This window comes from Diplocloster hominis, assembly GCF_032380655.1.
Lineage (GTDB): Bacteria > Bacillota > Clostridia > Lachnospirales > Lachnospiraceae > Diplocloster > Diplocloster hominis.
This window is the reverse complement of the sequence record NZ_JAWDIY010000026.1, coordinates 28701-52446: the sequence shown is the minus strand read 5'-3', so window position 1 is coordinate 52446 and position 23746 is coordinate 28701. Positions and strand designations below refer to the sequence as shown.

Here is a 23746-nt window from a genome sequence, read left to right as displayed (position 1 = left end):
ATGCAATTGTAAGAATGTAACGCAGCTTACGATCTGCGCTGCATATTTCATGAAAGGCGCAGGTGAACTACATGGGAAGTATCCATCTATACTCCAAGAACAATCCCGACTCCACGATGGTCTCCAACCATTTTATCGACAAATATATGCCGGAAGCAAACGGTGAGTTTGTGAAGGTATATCTTTACCTGCTGCGTTGTCTTTCCACCTCTGCCGCGAAGGCCCCGGAAGTATCGATTTCCTCCATTGCGGACAGGTTCAATCATACGGAAAAAGATGTCAAACGTGCGTTAAAATACTGGGAAAAGCTGAATTTACTGCAATTGGAATACGGTGAGGACAAGTCCCTCAAAAGTATCTGCATCACCGAGGATCTGCAGGAAGCGGAACTAGCCAGGGAACAGGTGAGCGTCACGACGGCGGCTGGTTCCAAAGCACAGGCGCCAGTTATGGGCACCGCACAGGCAGTCCCCCGGCAGGATGCGCCCAGACAGGAAAGCACGGAACTGCCTTCCTATTCGACCGGGCAGCTGGAAGCCTTCCTTCAGAAAGAAGAGATCCGCCAGTTGATTTTTATTGCGGAACAATATCTGGGCAAACCCTTAAGCCCTTCCGAAGTGACCTATATCCTGTTCTTCCAGGATGAACTGCATTTTTCCGCGGAATTGATCGAGTATCTGATCGAGTACTGTATTTCCAAGGGAAGCAAAAGTTTCCGTTATATGAAAACCGTAGCGCTGGCGTGGTCGGATGCGCATATTTCCACGATTCAGCAGGCCAAGGAAGCTTCCGCGGCATATAACCGGAACTATTATACCGTAATGAAAGCCTTCGGTATCAAGGGGCGGGCCCCTGCTGAGCCGGAAGCTGTCTATATCCGCAAGTGGCTGGAAGAGTATGCCTTTTCTCTGGATATTATTCTGGAGGCGTGCAACCGGACGATCAGCTCGATTCATCAGCCCAGTTTTGAATACGCGGACTCCATTCTGAAAAAATGGAAATCCAACAACATCCGTCATCTGTCCGATATCCGCACCCTTGATGAGGAACATGAGAAAACAAAGGATACCCGCAAGGCCGCCCGGACGAAAACAACGCCGGAAACAAACAAATTCAACAACTTTCACCAGCGCAGTTATGATTACGAGCAGTTGGAAAAACAGCTATTACATACCAGATAGAATTCCAACAAAGGAGGCGCCGTTTTGGCACTGACAAATTCACAGTACGATACCATTATCCGGGAATACAACCGCAAACAGCTGCACAACCGCCATCTGCAGGATGCCCGCATCAAAGAGGTATACGAGACGCTTCCCCAGGTAAAAGAACTGGATGCGTCCATATCGAACTTAAGTGTGGAGCAGGCGCGTAAGATGCTCTCCGGAGACCCGAATGCGCTGGACACCCTGAAAGTCAATATAGCCGCATTGTCAAAAAAACGGCAGGCTCTCATGACCCAGGCTGGATTTCCCGCCGACTATATGGAGCCTTCTTATGACTGCCCCGACTGCCATGACACCGGTTTTATCGGCAATACGAAGTGTCATTGCTTCAAACAGGCAGTCATTGATATGCTTTATACCCAATCCAATCTGAAAGAAATATTGCAGTCAGAGAATTTTTCCCATTTTACCTATGAATATTATGATGACCGGACAAAAGATCCGGCTACCGGCCGAACGGCTCTGGAGACCGCCAAAAGCGCCGCCATGGAATGCCTGGATTTTGTGAAAACATTTGATACGAAACATCGCAATCTTTTCTTCTACGGCGATACCGGAGTCGGGAAGACTTTTTTGTCTAACTGTATCGCGAAAGAGCTGATCGATACCGCACATTCCGTCATCTATCTGACCGCATTTCAATTATTTGACATATTTGCTAAAAATACCTTTTCCGGCAATAATAGTCCCGAAGAGAATATGTATCAGTACATTTTTGACTGCGATCTTCTGATCATCGACGATCTGGGTACGGAGCTTACGAATTCCTTTACCTCCTCCCAGTTGTTTTTATGTGTCCAGGAGCGCATTGCCAGAAAAAAATCCGTCATCATATCGACGAATCTGCCATTGGAAATTTTCGTCCGCACTTACAGTGAGCGGACATTTTCCAGAATCACTAGCAACTACACCATGCTGAAGCTGGTTGGTGAAGATATAAGAATAAAAAAGAAATTAGGAGGAAATCTGTAATGACAAGCGACGATCAAATTTTCGAGACCGTTCCGGTAGGAACCCTTGGTATTATCCCTCTGGATAGTTGTAAAGATCTGGGGGAAAAGATCAACGACTACCTGGTCAAGTGGCGCCGTGAAAGAGAACACGAACACAAGGAAACGATCTATTTCCGCAATTATGAAAAGGACAGCTATATCGTAGGTGCCAGAGTACCTCGTTTTGGAACCGGTGAGGCCAAGGGAGCCCTTATGGAATCCGTCCGCGGTTATGACTTGTACATTATGGTTGACGTATGTAACTACAGCCTTTCCTATTCCCTGTGCGGACACCAGAACCGGATGTCCCCGGATGACCACTATCAGGATCTGAAGCGGGTGATCTCCGCGGTAGGCGGAAAAGCAAGAAGAATCACCGTTATCATGCCGTTCTTGTACGAGAGCCGGCAGCACCGCCGTACCGGCCGGGAATCCCTGGACTGCGCGCTGGGCCTGCAGGAACTGGTTTCCATGGGGGTAGACAACATCATTACCTTTGATGCCCATGACCCCAGGGTGCAGAACGCCATCCCGCTTCACGGATTTGATACGGTCCAGCCTGTATACCAGTTCATCAAAGCTCTGCTTCGCAATGAACCGGATCTGAATATCGACGCTTCCCACATGATGGTGATCAGCCCGGATGAAGGCGGAATGAGCCGCGCTGTTTATATGGCCAACGTGCTCGGCCTGGATATGGGTATGTTCTATAAGCGCCGCGATTATACGAAGGTCGTGGAAGGCCGGAATCCCATCGTAGCCCATGAATTCCTGGGCGCGGATGTGGAAGGCAAGGACATGATCATCATCGACGATATGATCTCCTCCGGGGAAAGCATGCTGGAAGTAGCCGCGGAGTTAAAAGCCAGAAAAGCCAGAAGAATCTTTATGTGCTCCACATTCGGCCTGTTTACCAACGGCATGGCGAAATTCGACAAGGCTTATGAGCAGGGCGTCTTCGACCGGGTGCTGACTACCAATGTCGTCTATCAGCCGCCGGAACTGCTGTCCAGACCTTACTATATCAGCTGCGATATGAGTAAGTATATTGCCCTGATTATTGATACGCTGAATCATGATTCCTCGATCAGCGGGCTGTTGAATCCGAATGACAGGATTCAGAAACTGCTGGCAAAGTATCGGAATAAGTGATTTTTGGAGCCGGGTTTTTTGACTAAGGGCAGGGATGGGATGGAAAGGGCGTGCCCTTTCCATCCCATCCCTGCTTTACATTAAGCCTTTTCTCCATGCTTTGACAGACTTAGATAGTATGTATATACTTACCGCTATGGATTAGTTTTGATGTCCGGAATTATATTTAGCAGCTGTTTTATGTTTTTTAGATGGTAGGCTGCCCTGGGATTTTTGTATGCAGGACCCAGGCCGGCAGTTTGAAAGTTTCCGTTTATAGCGGCTTCTATGCCGGCGTCCGCATCTTCGACTACCAGGCACTGATACGCAGGGAGCTTCAGGCGTTCTGCTGCTAATAGGAAAACTTCAGGATTTGGTTTGGAGCGGACGATATCATTGCCGTCCGCGACTGCGTCAAACCAGTTTTCAAGACCTAATCTTTGCAGGATCAGCGGCGCGTTTTTACTGGATGATCCGACTGCCAGCAAGAGGCCTTCGGCCCTCAGAGCCTCTAATGTGAAGCGCGCGTCTTTTGTCAGACCGGCAGGTGTCAGATGAGCCAGCTGCTGCTGATAACGCTGGTTTTTTTCCCGGGCTAAGGCTTGCTTTTCTTCTTCCCGGTACTCCCGGGATGTGTGTTCCAGAATAATCTCAAGGCTCTGCATACGGCTTACACCACGCAAGCGTTGATTTATGGTTTCATCGAAGGGGATTCCCTGGGAATCGGCCAGTTCTTTCCATGCTGCATAGTGGAAACGGTCTGTGGAACAGAGCACACCGTCTAAATCAAATATAACCCCTTTTATATCCAATGTTTTACCTCCGCGTACCTAAGATCGGGCGGCAGTTTTACTCCTGTTTCATTCCATTCGATAGTTTCAGGGGCTGTGTCGGGTTGGGAACGCCAGCTGTAGGCGCCCTTTCGGCCTGCCAGGATGAGCTGAAGGCCGGCATATTCGTCGGTCTGGTTTCCTACGTCCGTTCCCAATGGGGCAGATGGAGGGAGATTCAGAATCAGCGCGGTTCCAGACCGCAAAAATACGGGAAATCTTAATTCCGGCCCGGCTAGTATGATACGGCCTCCTTCAAAGCGTTCTTCGGTGAATAGGGAATACCAGTCCCCCCGGGGTAAGTATACGGCGCGGGAAGTCTGGTTTTCTTCAAGGAGGGGGGCTGCAAGCAGGCTTTCTCCCAGCAGGAACTCGTCTTCCGCGGTCAGCGCCTGCGGGTCTTTCGGCCATTCGTATATAAGCGGGCGAAGCATGGGACGGCTTTCCTGCGCGGCGCGCAGCGCTTCGCTGTACAGGTAAGGCACCAGGTTCATGCGCAGCCTGTGCCAAAAGCACATTTTCTCTGCAAAGCCCGGTATTCCCCATGCCGCCTCCAGATTCCACGGGCTCCGTTCGTTGTTGCCGTCTCCCCCCGGCATTAGTTCCCGGAACTGTCCGCCGTCGGGTTCCGAGTGCCATTGCATGATAGGGCAAAAGCATGCCAGCATGGTGGCCCGGCTATACAGGTCCGGAGTGGGCAATGGCCCTGCGAAGCCGGCTATGTCGAATCCCCAGAAGGGAATCCCCGTGAGAGCGGCGGATAGTCCGGCTCTTAGCGCCCCGGTCAGCTCGCTGTTGACAGACTGCTGGTCTCCTGCCCAGTGGCAGGGCGTTGTGTGCTGGCCTGCGTAACCCGCACGGCTGAACAATGTCCTCTCCCTGCCCAGGAAATTGGTATATGCTTCTGTATAGCTTTGGGCATAACGGTTCTTCCCCTCACGTCCGGTATCGCCATTGGCAAAACGGATGTCCTCTTTATAGATAAATTCACCTCCATCTGTCTTAAAACCATCTACGCCGATGTCTAACAGATATTGTCTTTTTGCAAACCATGTACGGACTGTCTCCTGATTCTCAAAATCCGGAACCATAGACCCGGAAAACCAGTGTCCCGGCGGGATGGCGTAGGGAGTGCCATTGCTGTTTCGTACGCACAGGCCCCGCCGTACAGCGTCTTCCCGGTCCATATCATTCTGGACGCATGGGGCTTCGTCCTCTCCCTGTTTCTTATACACGGGCACCTGCCATAGTATAAAATGAAGCCCCGCTTTGTGCAGCCGGTCCAGCATGTATTTGGGATCAGGCCAGGGACTCTGTGAAAAATCAAAATCCTCGTAACTTAGGGGCTTCCCGTCCGGCCGGGGCTTGTATCGGGCTCCGTTAAAAATATAGAAGGTCGCTTCATCGCTCCACGCTTCCGCCACCAGCACAGAAGCCGGGCACTTATGGCGCTGCAGTTCTTCTATCTGCTGTATGATCTTCGCCTGGCTGTTCCAATGGTTTGCCGATATCCACGGACCAAAAACCCATTTCGGAGGTATCTTCGCCTTCCCGAACAGGTTCATGTAGTCCCGTATGATCTCTTCGGGCGTTCCCGCAAATAAAACGGTTTCACAGCCTGACGGCATGTATATCTTAATTTGATCTTCCCCGAAAGCAAAAGTTGTTGTCTCACATGTGTCTGCGTAGAGGCCAAATCCGGAATCCGTCCAAAAGAACGGAGCCGGTAAGTAAGTTTTCTCTCCCTGATAGCAGAATTTTTCTTCCACACCATTTGATACCGTATGTCCCTTTTGGTTGACTGCGTCATATTTCTCACCCATGCCATATGCGCCCTTGTAAGTAAGGCGCACGGTCAGTATACCCTGCCGGTCCCCTTCTTCGCGCCATGCAAGCGCAGCGGCGGTATCGGGGAGCGGCCATGTAAGCGCAGCGCTTTTTTCCGTAAATCTCGTTCGTTTCATATCATGAGCGCTCATCCTTTAATACCTCCCGCCATAAGACCGTTTTTGAAATATTTTTGAGCGAAGATATAGATCAGAATAATAGGTATCATAGAGATCAGACTGCCTGCCATTAGCACATTGTATTCTGTGTTGTACTGGCCGTTCAAAGTGGACAGCGCGATCGGCAGCGTCATCTTTGCCCGGTCTGTCAGCATCAGAAGCGGCCAGAGGTAATCATTCCACGACTCCATAAAGGTTGTAATGGAAAGGGTGGCCAGAGTCGGCAGACAAAGCGGCAGCATCACCTTTTTGTAAATGCCGAAGACCGATGCGCCGTCGATGCGCGCCGCATCCAGAAAATCCACCGGAATTGTTCTCATTTGCTGCACTAGCATAAATACGGCAAATGGTTTAAATACAGAGGGCAAAATCACGCTGCTGTAATGGTTGATGAATCCCAGCTGATTCATAACCACAAACAGAGGAATCATGGTCACCTGCGTGGGTATCATCATGGTAGCAAGATAAACGCTGAGGAGTATACCAGACCCCCTGAAACGAATTTTTGTAAAGGCAAATGCCGCCATAGACGCCGAAAGAAGTGTAATCACAGTATAGCTTACCGAGATCAGCAGGCTGTTTATGATCGTCTGCAAAAAAGGAAAACGGCTAAACACAGTCGCGTAAGCGTCCAGCGTAGGTTTGGCCGGAATCCATTCAATGGGGATCGACATCAGGGCGCCCCGGCTTTTCAGTGAGGTTGATATCATCCATAGGAATGGAATCAGGGCGGCCAGTGCCAGGACCGCCGCAACCATATAATATACAATTGGACCCCATATACGTTTACGACTCATAGTTCACCCACCTTTTCTGCCCCTTCATCTGGATAAACGTGCAAATCATGATAATAACAAACAGAATCCAGGAGAAGGCTGACGCGTAACCCATGCGGTAATAACGGAAACCATATTTATAAATACGTTCTACCATTACCTGTGTGGCCCCATTGGGCCCTCCGTCCGTCATGATCATGATTTGAGGAAACAGCTGGAACGCATTGATTAAACTGACAATTAATACATAAAATATAGCCGGTGACATCAACGGTAATGTAATTTTCCAGAATTTCTTCCATGAACCTGCTCCGTCCAGCGAAGCTGCTTCATAATAGCCTTTATCTATTCCCAGCATACCCGATAAAAGGATCAAACCAAAGAAGCCCATATCTTTCCACACTGATACCAGTACTACAGCCGGCATCGCCCATGTTTCATCCAGCAGCCAGCCGGGACCATGAATGCCGAAAAGGGCCAGAAAGTTATTGAGCGCGCCATACTGCGGGGAAAGCACAGATTTCCAGATCAGCGAAGCCGCAACCCAGGAAGTAAGCACCGGAATATAATAAATCACCCGGAACGCGGTCACACCCCGGCGGTTCTGGCTTAACAGCTGCGCAGCAGCCAGTGATGCAGCCAGCATGCAGGGGATGTATAATACAATATAGTAACAGGTATTGCCTAACACCTGCCAAAATTCCCTGCTGGTTAGAATATTTTTGAAGTTGTCAAATCCAACAAAATGTTCCCGGAACATACCGGGCGCTAACAGCCGGTCGAGACCATTCCAATCCGTCAGACTGATAAATGCCGAAATCACCAGCGGCAGCAGAGAAAACACGAGCATACCGGCGACACTGGGTATTAAAAATGGCAGTGCCCTTTTCATGCCGTCCTGCTGCAGTTGATTCTTGCGAAGCTTTCCCCTGGAAGCCATCCGCAAAACCTCCTTTTTTATAATAGAATCCTACTTTTCAACAGACGCTTGATCCCGCAGGAACAAAAAGGGGGGAGGCATTTTCCGCTCCCCCCTCAGGACAGTTATTTTATTTGAGAGGAATCTGCGCTTCACATTCGCTCTGCGCTTCATCCAGGGCCTGCTGGACTTTCATAGAGCCGGCCGCTGCCGCAGATAACTTTTGGCCGATAATATCGCTCATAAGACTATAGTCCTCGACACTGGGGGGCAGAACCAGATAGTTAAGAGAATCAAACACTGCCTGGCGGTTCGCGGGAGGCGTCTGCTCCAGATAGGGTGCCAAAGCGGTCTTATCGTTGATCGCCGGCAGATCCCATCCGGCGTCGATCCGCAGCTTGGCAGCAGCGTCGCTGGAACACAGCCAGGTAATCCAGGCAGCGGCAGCTTCCTTGTGCTTGCTGTCGGCGTTGACTACACATGCGTTAGAGAAGAAGGCGGTCGCTTTCTGATCGGCCCCCGGCTCTACGACGATGTCCCAGTCAAAATCACAGCTGTCCGCAAAAGTGCTGAACGCCCAGATACCGGTCGGTATCATGCCCAGACGTCCGCTCATAAACAGATCCCAGTCGCTCATGCCGCCCATCTGTACCTCGTTCGGCTGTACATTGCTGACCAGCACGCGGTCCACCATCATCTGCGCAGCTTTTACATTGGCTTGCGAATTAATGGTAAACTGGGTGCCGTCCCCGTTTAGCAGACCGCCGCCGTACTGCGCCGCAACTTTGTAGAACTCATTGTAGGTTACAGGCTGGTAGATGCCGTAAATATCATCGCCCAGTGCCCGGATCGCCTCCGCTGCGGCCTGCACATCGTCCTGGGTCCAGTCGTCGGTCGGATAATCCAATTGGGCCTGATCGAAAAGATTTTTATTGTATATCAGCACCACGTTGGAGAAACTGCCCGGCAGGCCATACTGCTTACCGTCCACGCTGAAGGCGCTGAGCGCGGTCTTGTCGATACGTCCCAGGTCCACACCGGTAATCTCGGCCAACACACCCTTATTGGCATAGGCCGAGAAGTTCTCGATGTTCAATTCATAGCAGTCCGGAGCTGTGCCGCCGGCCACCCGGGTCTGCATCTGAGTGAAGTAATCATCAAAACCAATCGTTTCGATCTCCACCGTAATATTGGGGTATTCTTTGTGGAATGCTTCGTACATCTGCTGCAGGGTCTCTTCCTTGCCGCCGGACGCATTAAAGTTACAATATGTAATAGTGACCGGTTCCGCAGCAGTCTCATCAGGCTCAGCAGAAGCCGCGTCAGGCGCGGATGCCGCTTCACCGGACGCGGAAGCGGCTTCTCCTGACGGTTCGGAGCCGCCCGGCGCTTTGCTTCCTCCGCAGGCCGAGAGTGCCATAATCATCGCCATGAATGCGGCAGTCAGTAAGAAAACTTTCTTCTTTCTCATCTTTTTTTCCTCCTTATTGCATTGCTTTTTCGGCCCTTTTCACTTACAATAGAGGTAGCGGAAAGAGCCAATGTTGGTCTTGTCTGCTTGGTTTGTACGTGTTTTGACCGGACCCGTACAAACCTTTTTCATGCTTTGGATGTAAATCAAAATAAAATTCCCCGCTATCCGCGGATTTTCTGTTCCGCCCTTTTCCGCTCAAAGCAGTACCCATTCAGCCGTTCACTTCCGCTTACAGATGGAACCCCGTTCAGCCGCTCATTTCAGCCTGCGTACGGAACCCCGTTCAATCAGCTGCAGCGGCAGGATTTCCTCCTGCTTTGTAAGATCAGGCTGGGCGATGTGTTTCAGCAGTAATTCCACGGCTCTTTGCCCTTTTAAAGAGATCTGTTGCTTTACGGTGGTAAGCCCTGGCGTGAGATATTGGGAAATCTCCAAATCGTCAAAGCCTATCACCGAAATGTCATCCGGCACGATACGTCCGGCTTCATAAAAACCCTTCATAGCGCCGATCGCCAGAATATCCGCGGCGGCTACAACCACAGTAGCCGGCATTTGACCGGCAATCAGTTTTTCCGCCAGATGAATGCCGCTTTCGTAGTCAATCTGTCCCTCGAACACATATTCATCGCGATATGGCACATCAAATTCCGCCAATGCCCTCTGGTACCCAACCAGGCGCTTTTTCATTACGCCGTTTTCATGAAGCTGACCTACAAAAAATGCCACCTCCCGATGTCCGCATTGCAACGCATACTGGGTAGCCAGATAGCTTCCGTAGGCATCATCTATGCGGATATTATGATAGTAATAGTCATTGCAATAACTATCAATCAGCACAATCGGGATCTGCGTTTCCTTCATCTGCTGGTAGAATTGGCTCGGATACATGCCTATGACGATGATCCCATCCAGATTCCGCTGTTTTGCCAATGTAAGGTAGCTCTCATTGGCATCCGTAGCCGAAATCAAAATATGATAGCCCTGCTGACGCGCATAATATTCAATGCTGCCCAGTACTTCGCTGTAAAAAGTGTTCTGAAACATCAGCCGCTCCCCCGGCTCTGTCTGCGGCACAACGACCCCAATGAGTTTTGAATCCCTCATACTTAAACCACGCGCATTTAAGTTGGGTACATAGTCTAGTTTTTCTACCGCGTTTAGCACCCGAAGCCGTGTTTCCTCTGATATGGAACGTTTTCCGTTCAGAACATACGACACCGTTGCAGAGGACACGCCTGCCAGTTGTGCCACATCTTTCAAAGTCGACCGCATTTTTAATCCCTCTCTCCGCAAAAGGTTAACCGTTTAAGCTGCTTACAGCTATATGATAACGATAATCATTAGGAATGTCAAGAGAAAACTAAAATTCTGCACAAAAAATATTGACATTATGAATATTTCTGGTACACTTTTTCTTATATAGTAGTTTAATCGCTTAAACAATTCTAAAAAATTGAAAACATTTTGATGGAAAGGATTTTTCCATCCGGTTTGTGTTTAAGAAAAGCGAAAGGAATGTAAGTTACTATGAAAAAATACCTATCTACCGGAAATATGCCAGTCTCTATTCCAAAATTAAATGAATCTGCCGCAGGGGGAAAGGACGTTACTTTTCTCAATATGGCCTGTAAGGGACTGATCGATGTAAGAGGCTTTGAGCCGGATGATCTGATGGCGCCGGTTTTGGCGCTGGAAGGAGGCGGGCATCATGCGTGACGATATTCGTTTGGACGGCTGGCGCATCTGCGCCGCAGGCGCTTTCTGCGATGATTTTTTAGAAAGTGTCTTTTTCTCCGGCAATGGCCGCATGGGCGTGCGGGGTTATGCGGCGGGTGATCCATCTCCAAGGCCCGTACAGCACGGTATGTTTCTGGCCGGTATGTTCGATGAAATCAAGCCAGGCATTACCGATCTCATTCATTTACCCACACCCGTCTGGCACAGGATTACGGTCAATGGCACGTCTCCCGCTTTGCAGGGTAAGGTACGGCGTATATTAGATCTGTCCTGCGGACAATTGATCATTGAATATCATCTGCAGTGTCATTATGGTATTTTACAGGTAACAGAAGAACGATTCTTCGACCCGGACCGGCCGGCCCTGTTATGTGAGCGTTTAACCATATCATCCGCTGACAAAATACCGATCGAGGTAGAAAGCGGAATTTTCTCCGCAAGCTGTAATTGCCCTGTCCCGGATGATCAGGTGAAAGATAACCAGGAAACCATCTGTCTGATGGAAGAAGAACCCCCTGAATTCAGCGCGCATTCCGTGCGCGGCCGTTGGCGCAGCCGCATAACAGGCCTGTCCCTTCAGGAGGATATTTCGTTTTCCGTCCGCGGCGGCACCCTGGCCGATCCCTTTTACCGTCCCGGCGAAAACTGCGGTATCCTCGCCAGGGGAGAACCGGCGCCGGGCATCCCCTTCGTACTCGAAAAATGTTCCTCCATCCTCACCGACAGGGATAAGGACCCCCGCATCTCACCCCTGTGTATTTATGAGAAGTACGATTCTTTATTCGAGACCGCCAGGCAGCATTGGGAAAGGAAATGGGATATAAGCGGTATCTCTCTGAAAGGGGATGATGATGCGCAAACCGCCTTGCGTTATATCACCTATCAGTTGATCTGCAGCTATGCCGGGTACGACGATACCGTGAACATCGGTGCCCGCGGCCTGACCCATACCCGCTATAAAGGCTGTTATTTCTGGGACACCGATTTATTTATTATGCCATTCTTTCTGTACACAAATCCGCCCGCTGCCCGCAGTTTAATGCAATACAGGGTAAATTGCCTGCCTCAGGCGCGGGCCCACGCGATGAAAATGAACGGAGCGGGCGCCCGCTATCCCTGGATGGCCTCCTACGACGGCACTGAGCAATGCGAGAGCTGGGACATCGGCGCCAGCGAAGTGCATGTGACAGCGGATGTGGCCTATGCCATGGATCAGTATGTACAGATCTCCGGGGATGAATCCTTTTCGTTCCCCGCATACCAGGTATATATAGAAACAGCCCGTTTTTGGGTAAGCCGCTATACTCCCGAGCCGGGTACCGGGAAAGTGAATCTTCTCTTCTGCAAGGGCCCGGATGAATATTGCGGTATAACGTCCAACAACCTGTTCACAAATGTAATGGTACAACACAATTTAAGTCTGGCCGTCACCGCGGCGCAAACGCTGCGCCGGGAACACGCGGACCAATATGCCGCCCTGAAGCTCTGCGATGCCGAAGTGGACAGCTGGCGCCAGCTCTGCCGCTCTATCAAAGTCCCCCGCGATCCAGTTACCGGCCATCTGCGCACCGATGATACCTTCCATCTGTTGGAACCGGTAGAGCTGTCCTCTTTGAAGCAAGGGAGCGGCGCCAGTTATCACAACGTCTGTTTTGACCGCCTGCAGCGATATCAGGTAGTAAAACAGGCCGATACCTTACTTTTAATGACCCGCCTGCCCGCCCTGTTCACACCGGAAGAAAAAAAGCAGGCCTGGGACGATTTCGAACCCAAATGCCTGCATGATTCCACTCTGAGTTTTGCGAGCCACGCTCTATTCGCGGCCCAAAACAATCTCGCAGAGGCCGCCGCGCACTATTTCGAACAGGCGTTATATCTGGACTTGAGGGAAATAATGGGGAATACCGGAAAAGAAGGGCTGCATTTAGCTTGTTTCGGCGAAACATGGCAGACGGTGGTGTTCGGTTTTGCCGGACTGCATATAGGACCCGAAGGGCCTGCGCTCTTAGCACATCTCCCGGCAGGCTGGGAAGAACTCGAGTTCCGCTTTTATTGGCATGGGCAATTATACGAGGCTTATGTATGCCAGGATGGCAGCAGTTCGATTACGCATCTTAATTATCCGTAAGATGGACCTTATGATAAGGAACTCCCCATTCATCCAGGATCTCCTGTTCCCTGGTGTGGCAGGTAAACAGGAGCACCTGATTCGGGCAGGCCAAGAGCCATCGAAGGGTCTGCTCCAGCCTTGTCCGGTCATAATAGGCGAAGGCGTCGTCCAGCAGGATCGGCATGGGGGAGTCTTTGCAGAACAGCCGGCCTACCGCCATCCGCAGCGCGAAATAGAGCTGTTCCATGGTACCGCGGCTGACCTGCTCCGGAGTCAGTATCTGCTCGGATGTGTGGATTTTCAGCTTTAATTTTTCGTCCAGGTGGATGCGGTTGTATTTTTGACCGGTCATTTGGGCGAAAATCATGGATACTGTGCGTTCCAGTTTACTGCCCATTCCCGCATGGATCTCTTCCGCTATTTGACGGATCGTGGTTTCGGCCAGGTCTACCGCAGCCAGCTGGTCGTCCAGCCGCCTGATCTGGGCCAGTGCGGAGGTTTCTTCCGCCTGTTCCAGGGCGAACGCTTCCCGCTTCAGTCTTAATTCCTGGATTTCCTCCAGGAGCTGCCGGCAGGCCCACTCTTTTTGCTTTAGTTGGAGGGGCTCATTTGACAAAATTTCTTCTTTTAGCACTGTTTCTTTTTGATTTTTTATTTTTCTGTTTCCGGCTGTCAGAAGCAGGATAATGGCTCCGGCGATAATTATGGCTGATCCGATTCTCGCAGTCATCCAGGGGAAAAATATGACTCCCAAAAGTCCGGCCAGCATCAGGGCCGAAGCTATATACCGGTACGCCGCACCTGAAGATGTGTGTTGAATTCGTTTCTCATGGCTGCGAACCGGCGGGGGAACTTGTATCCGGCCAATGGCCGAGGCTGCCTGTGCGATCTCTGATGACAGTTGTTTCTGTTTCTCTTCCTTTTGCCGGATTTCCTCTTCCAGCAGTTCCCGCTTCATTTCCTGGCTCTGTATCTGTTTTTCCCACTCTAACTGCAGTGCCTTTTTCCGCGTATTCAGATCTTTTCTGTTTTCCTTCAGGCATTTTACCGCCTCGGAGACGTCCAGGGTGGTATCACCGGTTTCCTCATAAGCGGCCATATAATTTCCCAGCGCCTGGGCCAGGGATTCCTCTGTCCCCGCCCTTTGTTGTCCGATACACAGGGTACTGCGGTATACGGTTTCCGTCATTTGGTCCAGCAGCATGCACAGATCTCCCTGATCCACCGACAGCTCTTCCCCGTCCGTCTCGCAGACCAGCTCTGTTTTCCTGCCGATCCTGGCGAAACTGCGTGACAGCCGGAATACCTTGCCGCCGCAGACGAACCGCATCCTGCCCGCGTAATAAACAGGGTTTTCCCATGGTTCATAGATTCGATACGTGTCCGATGCACTGGCTCTTCCCCGCTGCTTCTCCATTCCAAACAGCATTCCCCGGATAAAGGTATGGATCGTCGATTTACCGGCCTCATTTTCCCCATAGATCAGATTCAGGCCTTCGGACAGCTGTATCTGTTTGTTATGAAATTTTCCAAAATTTTTTATATCCAGTTCCTGTATGATCATGTTATCTTCTACCTCTGTCCGTTGAGCAGTGCCTGAACCCCGTAATAGAGCGCGTCCCTGTTCACCTGGGTATCCGGCTGTTTCCTAAACCTCCGGATAAAGCGGCCCACCAGATCGTCCCCGTGTTCCCGCTCCAGCTTCTCGTAATCCAGATTGGGCTCTGTCTCATCTTCTATCTGAATGATATTTCCCAGCATCAAAAGCTCTTCCGTGTCCAGAAAAATGTCCGGATCTCTCTGCCCCCGGAGTATTATTTTATAGATGTAGCTGCCGCTGTTTTCTTCTATAAATTGTTGGATTCGGGCCCGGACGGCTTCAAAGGTATCCTCCGGAGTGATCTGCCATTCCTTGTGCATATATTCCCGGCTCGCAGCGCGCACGAAACTGATCCGGGGCTGACCCTTGGCGATTTCCCCGGAAATATAGCCATGCGGCCCGGCATCGTTCCTATCGACCGGCTCCAGGGCTCCCGCATAAGCCATCCGGCCTGATGCGAGCATACCCGGCTTATGGATATGTCCCAGCGCTATGTAGTCAAATCCGCTGACTGCCGGAAGATCCTTACGGATCGGGATATGAGCGTCATCGCCTCCATGGGCCAGAAGGATATTGATCCTGTCTGTTTTCCGGGGTTTGGCTTCATCATACCGGCTTTCCCGAATCTCCTGGCTGTGATAACTGAATCCATAAACTTCCGTGTTAAGCTCCGGATAATAGATGCTTTCCATCTCTTCCTGCCTGAGAAAGGTAACGTTCGGACTCCACTCGAAATTCCGGTAATAGGAATCGTGCCGGATATAATCATGATTGCCGGCGATCATAACCACTTTCGTTCTGGTCAGACCTGCCAGCAGGGAATCTACTTCCTTTAACTCCCGTTTCAACGGCTGGCGGTGGAACAGGTCACCCGCTACCAGCAACAGATCTGTCCTCTCCTCCTCAGCCCGCCGGACCACTGCCCGGAAACTGTCCCATATTTCCCTGCCCCTGCGCGCCCCCCAGGGATATTCCCTGTCCGGTTCCGCGCCGAGATGCACATCTGCTATATGAATAAATCTCATAATATCCTCCGCTTGTGCGTATTCAAGCACATATAGGTATCCTTTACAGCAGTCCTTCATGTATGCCCTTCGGGCGGGTTTGCCGAAAAGCTGCAAAATAAGGTATGGGTGAACTTCATTTTTTCAACCATTCCTCCATACATTTGAATCGTACTTACTGTGTTTCCCTATTATAGCATATCAAGCGCATTTCTTTCAAACATTTGTTCTATTTTCCGCTTATTATATCGGGATTTCTGCGACTTCCGTATAAACCAGCTGCCCCCGGACCCTTTCACTTTTCATCAGACTGATTTTGGCTGCCGGCAGTAAAACGCGGGAGCAGCGTGTCAGATGCAGATTTTCCATTCTCGTATATTTCCTTTGGCCGAACAAGATTTCATAATCCGAATGATTAATACAGCTGCTTTTTCGTATTTTCAGGTAAATTTACCGCTATAAACAAACGCTTAACCTCATCCCTTCCAGCATTTCCCAGTATTCCGGTATCTTTACATTATACCACGTTGATAAATATTCAGACGGATCTTTCTAATTTTCAGCTTCAGTGTTAAAATAGAGAAAGGCCAGATTCGGATTATTTATCAAGCATGCATTGGAATGGAACTGGTGAAAACAGGAAAAATACATTGACGAAATGGGGCAGAATGGACAGAAAGAACATGTCCCCTTTTGTTAGGGCGAAATGGACATGTCCCCTTTTGTAAATAAGGCGAAATGGACATGTCCCCTATCGATGATTTTAGAAAGGATAAGTTTATGAAAATTGTTATTGCGGAACCACTGGGAGTGGATCAGGATCTGTTATTGCATATGGCACAGGAGGCTCTGGGCGCTCAGGCCGAAATCGTTTATTATGATACCAGAATTACGGATACGGCCGGACTGATTCAGAGAGGAAAAGACGCGGAGGTTCTGGTCGTCTCGAATCTTCCTCTGAATCGGGAAGTGATTGAGGGCTGCGAAAAGTTAAAGCTCCTGTCCGTTGCCTTCACCGGAATTGACCACATTGATGCGGAGGCATGTAAAAGACAGGGGATCATGATCTGTAATTGCGCCGGTTATTCGAACTGCGCGGTGGCCGATCTGGTGTTTGGGCTGCTTATTTCCATTTACCGGAATATACCTGCCTGTGACCGGGCGGTTCGCGGGGGCCAGACGAAAGACGGGCTGGTTGGTTTTGAATTGGAAGGAAAAAAATTCGGCGTAGTCGGCACCGGGGCCATCGGCTGCCGTGTCATCCGCATCGCCCAGGCATTTGGATGCCAGGTATATGCTTATTCAAGGACTCCGAAAGAGATCGGTGGAGTAACGAATGTCTCCCTGGAGCAACTATTATCCGTCTGCGATATTGTATCTTTACACGTGCCTTTGACTGAGGACACCAGAGGACTGATCAACCGTGAGAATTTAAAATTAATGAAATCCGATGCGGTTCTGATCAATACAGCCCGGGGCCCCGTCGTCAACAGCGTGGATCTGGCCGCCGCTCTGTCGGATGGCACGATCGCCGCGGCCGGAATTGATGTATTTGAGACGGAGCCTCCTATCCCCGGTGACCATCCCCTCCTGCAGGCACCAAACGCCCTTGTCACCCCGCATGTAGCTTTTGCAACCAAAGAGGCGCTGGTAAAGCGGGCCGCTATCGTATTTGACAACATCCGCAAATGGATGGATGGGACTCCGGTTAATGTTATGTAACATATGTAGTAATATTATCAAATAACGCTTTGCTTTTTGGCGTAATTGTACTATACTACTGGTATGTAGAAATTACTTACCAGTTACGCGAAAAGGAGTTGGGTGTATGATTAATCTGAATTTTGAAAGTCCGGAAACGGAAGAATATTATGCGGATGCCCGCCGAAAACTGGGCGTAGGCCGGCCTAGCTGGTGGAATACTGCGGATGTTATCACCCGCGAAGATGTGGATAATTATATTAAGGATGCGGAAAATATGCTGCAGTGCTGATTGTAAAATGTTCTGTTCCGTTCTGATGAAAGTACATATGACATTCGAAAGGCATAGTTACTGAACTTATCCATAGTAGCTATGCTTTTTCATGCTTTAGAAGAATATCGCTAAGTGCTCATAGCTATAAAAAATAGTAGCGCTCGAAAAAACCTCGCTGACTATTTTTCATGCATCGCACGTAAACGGCTAAAAAGCAGCCGCTAAGTGCTCATAGCTATAAAAAATAGAATATATTCGGCGGTGGAAAAATCCTTTTTTCAGCCGGAAAAGCCCATGAAATCAGCATTTCTGCTATGTAGAATACGATCCTGCAATAAGCAAAATGGTGCCCAAGTGTACAAACAGGGTTATGAGTAGTAGAATAAAGTAATGAAACGAAATGAGTTGTTTGATATTTCCACACGCTAATATTAGAATGGAACAAACTGGTGTTGCATTCGTTCGCCAATGGCGGAAAAAGCGTAAATCTGAACATAAATTAGGAGAGTTGTATGTACGAGAGAATGCTAAATAAGCAAGTCGCACCGTCCATAGCGGATTTGACAGCCTATTGCGGAGAAAACGCGGAACTGTTTGCCCTCATGAATGAATGGCTGTCCCAAACATACGGTACTGTGCAAACAATAGTATTTCCCTACGGAAATCAATATGGCTGGGGTGTTGCTCACAGAAAAAAGAAAAAGCTCATATGCAATGTTTTCGCCGAGAACAATGCCTTTACAGTGATGGTGAGATTATCCGACAAGCAGTTTGAAGCTGTTTATAGCCAAGTGGGAAGAGATACCCAAGATTGTATTGCCAACCGGTATCTCTGTGGCGACGGGGGCTGGATACATTACCGCGTCACGGACAGGGAACACTTTCACGATATTCAAAAGCTGCTGACTTTGAAATGTATAGCATAATCCTCACAGTTCTAAGAGCCATTCATACGCTTTATTGGTATAGAACGGCCTTGGCGGAAAAGGCGTACAAAGATAAACTCACGAGGTAGCAAAATGATATTGAAAACGGAGCGTCTTGAATTAGTGCCATTACTTCCCTATCAATTAAAATTGTGGGTAGAGAACATACCAAAGCTGGAGAAAGACTTAAATTGTTCTTATCAAGCAGAGCCTATGTAGGGACTTTTTCTCGAAATTGTTAAAGGGCAATTAGAAAAAACAGAAAAGTATTCTAACGATTACTTATGGCATAGCTTCTGGTTTCTGGTTCGCAAAAGCGACCGGGTCGTCGTTGGTTCCGCTGATTTCAAGGATATTCCGAATACGGATCAAGAGGTCGAAATTGGCTATGGGTTGGGAAAAGAGTTTGAGCACAACGGATACATGACAGAAGCAGTGCAGGCCATGTGCAAGTGGGCTTTGAAACAAGAAAACGTGTCCCATATTATCGCGGAAACGGACATTGACGGTTTTGCCTCACAACGCATTTTGCAACTCTGTGGTTTCGTTGAGAAAAGACTGGAAGAAACAATATGGTGGAAACTATAAATATTTTGCTGGGTGCGCCTTATTGGTATAAGGTGTACTTCCTCTTTAGCCGTTCTTAATCGTAGCAAGCAGGGCGCAACGGTACACACCGTTATGCCTCTTGTCTGCTATAATTGATGAGGCCGCCGCTGGCGGCTCTTTTCCGGAGTACGGGTTTCGCTACCCAACAAAGGCATCCTATTTTAAGCGGATAACCTCAGACAAATCCTCAAAGAAAGGAGGCGTACATGCCCGAATTAATGAAGGATAGATATTATAATTACGATACAATTCATGAGCTTGCTATGCGCATAAACTCCATATATCCAACCTTTCCGGCTGATAATTTTATTGCCGGCATTATGGACGAAACATGGAATGCGTTGGAATTGAAAGCCCGTATGCGGCGCATCACGATTAATTTAGGAAAATATCTGCCGCCTGATTATGAACATGCCCTCGGTATTCTGGACAAGGCTATTGCGGATTATCCTGCTGGGATTGTGGATTCAGGCCTGCTCTACTTTCCCGACTTCGTTGAAGTGTATGGTCAGGATGAGCGCCATTGGGATTTATCAATGGCTGCATTGGAACGGTATACGCAGTATTCAACGGCTGAATTTGCCGTAAGGCCGTTTATTATCAAGCATGAAGCCAGAACGATGGCGCAGATGGCCGATTGGACGGAGCATGACAACGAGCATGTACGGCGGCTTGCCAGCGAGGGTTGCCGTCCGGCGCTGCCATGGGGACAGGCGTTGAGCAATTTCAAAAAGGACCCGTCGCCAGTTCTCCTGATTTTAGAAAGACTGAAAGCGGACCCGTCGCTGTATGTCCGCAAAAGTGTGGCAAACAACCTAAACGATATTTCAAAAACACATCCTGATTTAATATCAGGACTTGCAAAGGATTGGTATGGTAAAAGCGAGCATACCGATTGGATTGTAAAGCACGGATGCAGGACACTACTTAAAATGGGTAACAGGGATGTGCTGAGTATTTTCGGATTTACAGACGTCGATTGTGTGAATATTGATAACTTCTCGTTGGATTCCGCGTCTGTTTCTGTTGGGAAAGCTATGTCCTTTTCTTTTCAGATTGAGGCAAAAAAGGATACTAAGGTACGTCTGGAATATGGCATTGATTATGTGAAAGCAAACGGGAAGCGCACCCATAAGATATTCAAAATATCCGAGTCCTCATTAAAGGAAAACGAAAAAAGGTCTTATAGAAAAACACATTCCTTTATAGATACAAGTTCAAGGAAACATTATCCCGGTATACATTCGGTTACGCTGATTGTGAACGGTGTAGAGTGGGGTACATTGGATTTTGAGGTATCAGCTATTTAATCTACTAAAAGGTGTTCTCTAAAAACCGTAAGTTGAGGAAATACCAATGGATAACATTAGAATCGAGACAAACAGACTTATATTGAGAAGATTTGAAGAAAACGATATGGAGGCAATCCACTTGCTTTTTTCAGATAAAGAGGTAAATACTTTTTTACCATGGTATCCCTTAGAGGAAATGTACGAAACTAAGAATTTTTTTGAAAAGCAGTTAAGAGGCAAGAAATATTGTTTTGCAATCTGCCTAAAAGAGGATGATTACCCGATCGGCTATGTACATGCGGAAGATGATGACAGCCATGACTTTGGGTATGCACTCCGCAAAGAATACTGGCATCAAGGAATTGTCAGTGAGGCAAGTAATGCTGTTATCGAATTACTAAAGGATGAAGGGATTCCTTATATTACAGCGACACATGACAAAAACAATCCCAGAAGCGGGGCTGTTATGAAACGAATCGGAATGAAATATTGTTATTCTTATAAAGAACAGTGGCAGCCCAAGAACTTTCCGGTGATATTCCGAATGTATCAGTTAAACTTTGACGGACAAAAAAATAGAGTATATCAAAAATATTGGAACCTATATGATGAGCATTTCATTGAAACAGGTAAATAATTTCCCGTTTATCGTGCAGAAAATCAATGAAAAATAGTAGCGCTCGAAAATGCCTCGCTGACTATTTTTCATGCATCCCACGTATGCGGCTAAAAAACAGCCGCTAAGTGCTCATAGCGATAAAAAATGGCCAATGAATGTATTTCAAGCGCTATTATTATCTTTCATCCGCAATAAAATTAGAAAATAAACTGTACTAACAGCATATATAACACTGTCCCTGCGCCGATGCTTAAAAGCGTGTTCCGCTTCCACAGATGCAGGCCGATCACAGCAGCCACCGCGATCAATTCCGGAATTCCATAAGGGGAAGCTGTGGGATTCACCCCTTTCAGGCAGTAGACCACCAGCATTCCGATCGCCGCATAGGGCAGTACATTGCCCAGATATCGGACGAATTTCGGCGCTTTGTCCGCGTCCGGGAACACCAGGAAGGGAATCACACGAGTGGCGAATGTGGCGGCTGCGATCAGCATCACCGTTATAAAGGCCTGCGTGGGAGTCATATTTTTTCCCCCTTCCCATCATATAAATTCTCAGCATTTATGTTCTCACCATTTATGTTCTCAGTATTCAGGTTCTCAGTATTCAGGTTCTCAGCACATGGCTTCTTATGATTTATTATCTGATCACTTATTTTCGCATCATCTATTTTTTTATCGTATCTCTTCTTATATAGGGCCAACACAAGCAGAATCCCTATCATCGAGGGAATCAGGAAGTTGTCCGCTTTGAAGATAATCAGACACAATACCGTTACCACCACACCGGCGATGGCCGGGAAATGATCCTTCGTACTCTTCCACTGGTCCAGATATATCACAATAAACAGCGCGGTCATCACGAAATCTATGCCCTGTGTGTTGAATTTGAACATACTTCCGATGACTCCGCCCATTACGGAACCCAGAACCCAGTAAGACTGATCCAGCAGGGTGATAAAAAACCGGAACCAGTTCTCATCCACCCCATCCGGTGTCTTGGCACCGCACAACAGGGAAAAGGTTTCATCTGTCAGTGCGAAAATCATATATCCTTTCTTTTTGCCAATGTGCTTGAATTTATCCAGCATGGAGATCCCATAGAACAGGTGCCTGGCATTTACGACCAGGGACATGACGATTGTTTGGATCGGATTAAAGATACTGGCCAGCAGTTCGATGGCTACAAACTGCATGGAACCGGCATAAATCAATCCGCTCATCAGCAGCGCCCACCACGCGCTGTATCCCTTGCTGTTCAACAGAATTCCAAAAGCCATACCCAGAAAAATATATCCGGTCAGAACCGGGATCGTATGGGGAAAAGCCGCTTTACAGGCAATCCTGAGCACCGCTTTTTTCTCATTACTCATAAAAAAACCTCACAATATGTATATTTTGCGGCCTTATATGGCAGTCTTTGAATATTATATAATACTTTTATTGTTTAGCGCAATAAAAAATAGTAGCGCTCGAAAAAGCCTCGCTGACTATTTTTTATGCATCGCACATAAGCGCCCAAAATACGGGCGCTAAGTGCTCATAGCGATAAAAAATAGTAGCGCTCGAAAGTGTGATTAATATGGAAAGAAAACACGCAAAACTTATGCCCATTCCTTTTGGCATTTCAAAAGACATATATCCTTCCCGGGAACGTTCCGTGCATCGTTCCTGCAGACGGATCGCATATCTTATCCTGGCACTGCTCGCGGGTATCGTATGTATCTTTTTTATAAGCGGCAGTGTTGCGGAACGCAGCGCTCATATTTCTCCGGATTATTCCATGACGGACCTGACCGGTATTTTGTCCGCTTCCCACCTTACTCAGGCCGATTATAAAACCCTTTATTATCAGGCCGGTCTGGGAAAGCCGGCGGTCGACGCCCTTCTGGCAAAAGGTGACGCAGGCAGACAAGAGATCCTTGAGATCCAGCAGGCTTTTTTTGCCCCGGTCCAATATGAATGCACCTGGAACAGTCCGATTTCCAAGGAAGAGCACGCCATCGGTCCGGATGGATATTGGCGCCCCGAGACAAAGCTGGCCCCTCTGGAGGATGGGGATATCCTGATCACGAAAAATTCCCACATCGGAGGCTGGCGCAACGGCCATGCAGCTCTCGTCGTAGATGCGGATAACGAAACGACACTGGAATCTGTTGTGATCGGACGAAACTCCAAAACCCAGGACTATGACAAATGGAGAACCTTTCCCTCTTTTCTGGTTCTCCGTCTAAAGGATACTCCGGGAGAAGAGCGGGAAACCATCGCCAGGTCGGCTATGAACAATCTGAATGATATTCCCTACTATTTTCCTGCCGGTGTTCTGAGCCCCAAATACCAGCCACCCGGTTCCGTAACCGGAACCCAGTGTTCCCATCTGGTCTGGCTCGCCTATTTTCACTTTGGATATGATCTGGACTCCGATTCGGGGATGATCGTCACACCAAAAGATATCGCCAACAGCCCCCTTCTGGAGATCGTGCAAATCTACGGCGTCGATCCCGGCTCCCCCTGGTCCTAG

The 23746-nt window shown here is 48.7% G+C and carries 22 protein-coding genes; 12 read left to right on the top strand and 10 right to left on the bottom strand.

Going from position 1 to position 23746, the window contains the following annotated elements:
* Positions 1-71 precede the first annotated feature (71 nt).
* Genes ABC831_RS19890 through ABC831_RS19880 form a run of 3 tightly spaced genes read left to right on the top strand, consistent with a single transcriptional unit; the run spans position 72 to position 3370 of the window.
* A complete protein-coding gene (locus tag ABC831_RS19890) occupies positions 72-1181 on the top strand; it encodes a DnaD domain protein (RefSeq protein WP_343249814.1) in 1110 nt (369 codons plus the stop codon).
* 24 nt (positions 1182-1205) lie between these two features.
* The gene (locus tag ABC831_RS19885; RefSeq protein WP_343249813.1) at positions 1206-2198 is read left to right on the top strand and encodes an ATP-binding protein; all 993 of its coding nucleotides are present in this window, start codon (positions 1206-1208) and stop codon (positions 2196-2198) included.
* Positions 2198-3370: a ribose-phosphate pyrophosphokinase gene (locus ABC831_RS19880; protein WP_343249812.1), complete on the top strand. Its 1173-nt coding sequence runs from the start codon at positions 2198-2200 to the stop codon at positions 3368-3370. The genes ABC831_RS19885 and ABC831_RS19880 overlap by 1 nt, the downstream gene beginning before the upstream one ends.
* A gap of 134 nt (positions 3371-3504) precedes the next feature.
* Here ABC831_RS19880 and pgmB read toward each other — a convergent pair whose 3' ends face one another.
* The 6 genes from pgmB to ABC831_RS19850 all read right to left on the bottom strand — a co-directional run bounded on the left by pgmB (position 3505) and on the right by ABC831_RS19850 (position 10605).
* Positions 3505-4161: a beta-phosphoglucomutase gene (gene pgmB / locus ABC831_RS19875; RefSeq protein WP_343249811.1), complete on the bottom strand. Its 657-nt coding sequence runs from the start codon at positions 4159-4161 to the stop codon at positions 3505-3507.
* A complete protein-coding gene (locus ABC831_RS19870) occupies positions 4152-6158 on the bottom strand; it encodes a glycoside hydrolase family 31 protein (protein ID WP_343249810.1) in 2007 nt (668 codons plus the stop codon). The genes pgmB and ABC831_RS19870 overlap by 10 nt, the downstream gene beginning before the upstream one ends.
* Positions 6155-6982 carry a carbohydrate ABC transporter permease gene (locus ABC831_RS19865; RefSeq protein WP_343249809.1) on the bottom strand — a complete coding sequence of 276 codons (828 nt, stop codon included), beginning with the start codon at positions 6980-6982 and terminating at the stop codon, positions 6155-6157. Before ABC831_RS19865 ends, ABC831_RS19870 begins: the two co-directional genes overlap by 4 nt.
* A complete protein-coding gene (locus ABC831_RS19860) occupies positions 6972-7901 on the bottom strand; it encodes a carbohydrate ABC transporter permease (protein WP_343249808.1) in 930 nt (309 codons plus the stop codon). The genes ABC831_RS19865 and ABC831_RS19860 overlap by 11 nt, the downstream gene beginning before the upstream one ends.
* Positions 7902-8010: 109 nt before the next feature.
* Positions 8011-9351 (bottom strand): ABC transporter substrate-binding protein, encoded by a 1341-nt coding sequence (locus ABC831_RS19855; protein WP_343249807.1) that lies wholly within the window; start codon positions 9349-9351, stop codon positions 8011-8013.
* Between the two features lie 258 nt (positions 9352-9609).
* On the bottom strand, positions 9610-10605 hold the full coding sequence (locus tag ABC831_RS19850) for a LacI family DNA-binding transcriptional regulator (RefSeq protein WP_343249806.1): 996 nt from the start codon (positions 10603-10605) through the stop codon (positions 9610-9612).
* Between the two features lie 276 nt (positions 10606-10881).
* Here ABC831_RS19850 and ABC831_RS19845 point away from each other — a divergent pair, with 276 nt between their 5' ends.
* Both ABC831_RS19845 and ABC831_RS19840 read left to right on the top strand, forming a co-directional pair.
* Positions 10882-11070, top strand: a complete 189-nt coding sequence (locus ABC831_RS19845) for a hypothetical protein (protein WP_343249805.1) — start codon at positions 10882-10884, stop codon at positions 11068-11070.
* Complete coding sequence (locus ABC831_RS19840; RefSeq protein ID WP_343249804.1) at positions 11063-13219, top strand: glycoside hydrolase family 65 protein; 2157 nt, start codon at positions 11063-11065, stop codon at positions 13217-13219. Before ABC831_RS19845 ends, ABC831_RS19840 begins: the two co-directional genes overlap by 8 nt.
* Here ABC831_RS19840 and ABC831_RS19835 read toward each other — a convergent pair.
* A complete protein-coding gene (locus ABC831_RS19835) occupies positions 13206-14765 on the bottom strand; it encodes an ATP-binding protein (protein ID WP_343249803.1) in 1560 nt (519 codons plus the stop codon). The genes ABC831_RS19840 and ABC831_RS19835 overlap by 14 nt on opposite strands.
* A gap of 8 nt (positions 14766-14773) precedes the next feature.
* Entirely contained in the window at positions 14774-15826 is a 1053-nt protein-coding gene (locus ABC831_RS19830; protein ID WP_343249802.1) for a metallophosphoesterase family protein, read from the bottom strand.
* 759 nt (positions 15827-16585) lie between these two features.
* On the opposite strand from ABC831_RS19830, the gene ABC831_RS19825 reads away from it, so the two are divergent.
* The 6 genes from ABC831_RS19825 (at position 16586) to ABC831_RS19800 (ending at position 21244) form a co-directional block, all read left to right on the top strand.
* Complete coding sequence (locus ABC831_RS19825) at positions 16586-17527, top strand: 2-hydroxyacid dehydrogenase (protein WP_343249801.1); 942 nt, start codon at positions 16586-16588, stop codon at positions 17525-17527.
* A 106-nt stretch (positions 17528-17633) separates the two neighbouring features.
* Complete coding sequence (locus ABC831_RS19820; RefSeq protein ID WP_238721966.1) at positions 17634-17798, top strand: hypothetical protein; 165 nt, start codon at positions 17634-17636, stop codon at positions 17796-17798.
* A gap of 494 nt (positions 17799-18292) precedes the next feature.
* On the top strand, positions 18293-18706 hold the full coding sequence (locus ABC831_RS19815; RefSeq protein WP_343249800.1) for a DUF3788 domain-containing protein: 414 nt from the start codon (positions 18293-18295) through the stop codon (positions 18704-18706).
* Positions 18707-18940: 234 nt separating this feature from the next.
* Positions 18941-19294 carry a GNAT family N-acetyltransferase gene (locus tag ABC831_RS19810; RefSeq protein WP_343249832.1) on the top strand — a complete coding sequence of 118 codons (354 nt, stop codon included), beginning with the start codon at positions 18941-18943 and terminating at the stop codon, positions 19292-19294.
* 227 nt (positions 19295-19521) lie between these two features.
* The gene (locus ABC831_RS19805; protein ID WP_343249799.1) at positions 19522-20625 is read left to right on the top strand and encodes a DNA alkylation repair protein; all 1104 of its coding nucleotides are present in this window, start codon (positions 19522-19524) and stop codon (positions 20623-20625) included.
* A gap of 46 nt (positions 20626-20671) precedes the next feature.
* Positions 20672-21244, top strand: coding sequence for a GNAT family N-acetyltransferase (locus ABC831_RS19800; protein WP_343249798.1), 573 nt, complete (start codon positions 20672-20674; stop codon positions 21242-21244).
* 179 nt (positions 21245-21423) lie between these two features.
* Here the strand turns inward: ABC831_RS19800 and ABC831_RS19795 are convergent, their stop codons facing one another.
* Both ABC831_RS19795 and ABC831_RS19790 read right to left on the bottom strand, forming a co-directional pair.
* Positions 21424-21750 carry a branched-chain amino acid transporter permease gene (locus tag ABC831_RS19795; RefSeq protein WP_343249797.1) on the bottom strand — a complete coding sequence of 109 codons (327 nt, stop codon included), beginning with the start codon at positions 21748-21750 and terminating at the stop codon, positions 21424-21426.
* The gene (locus ABC831_RS19790) at positions 21747-22598 is read right to left on the bottom strand and encodes an AzlC family ABC transporter permease (RefSeq protein ID WP_343249796.1); all 852 of its coding nucleotides are present in this window, start codon (positions 22596-22598) and stop codon (positions 21747-21749) included. The genes ABC831_RS19795 and ABC831_RS19790 overlap by 4 nt, the downstream gene beginning before the upstream one ends.
* Positions 22599-22807: 209 nt before the next feature.
* Between ABC831_RS19790 and ABC831_RS19785 the strand changes: the two genes are divergently transcribed.
* Complete coding sequence (locus ABC831_RS19785) at positions 22808-23746, top strand: hypothetical protein (protein ID WP_343249795.1); 939 nt, start codon at positions 22808-22810, stop codon at positions 23744-23746.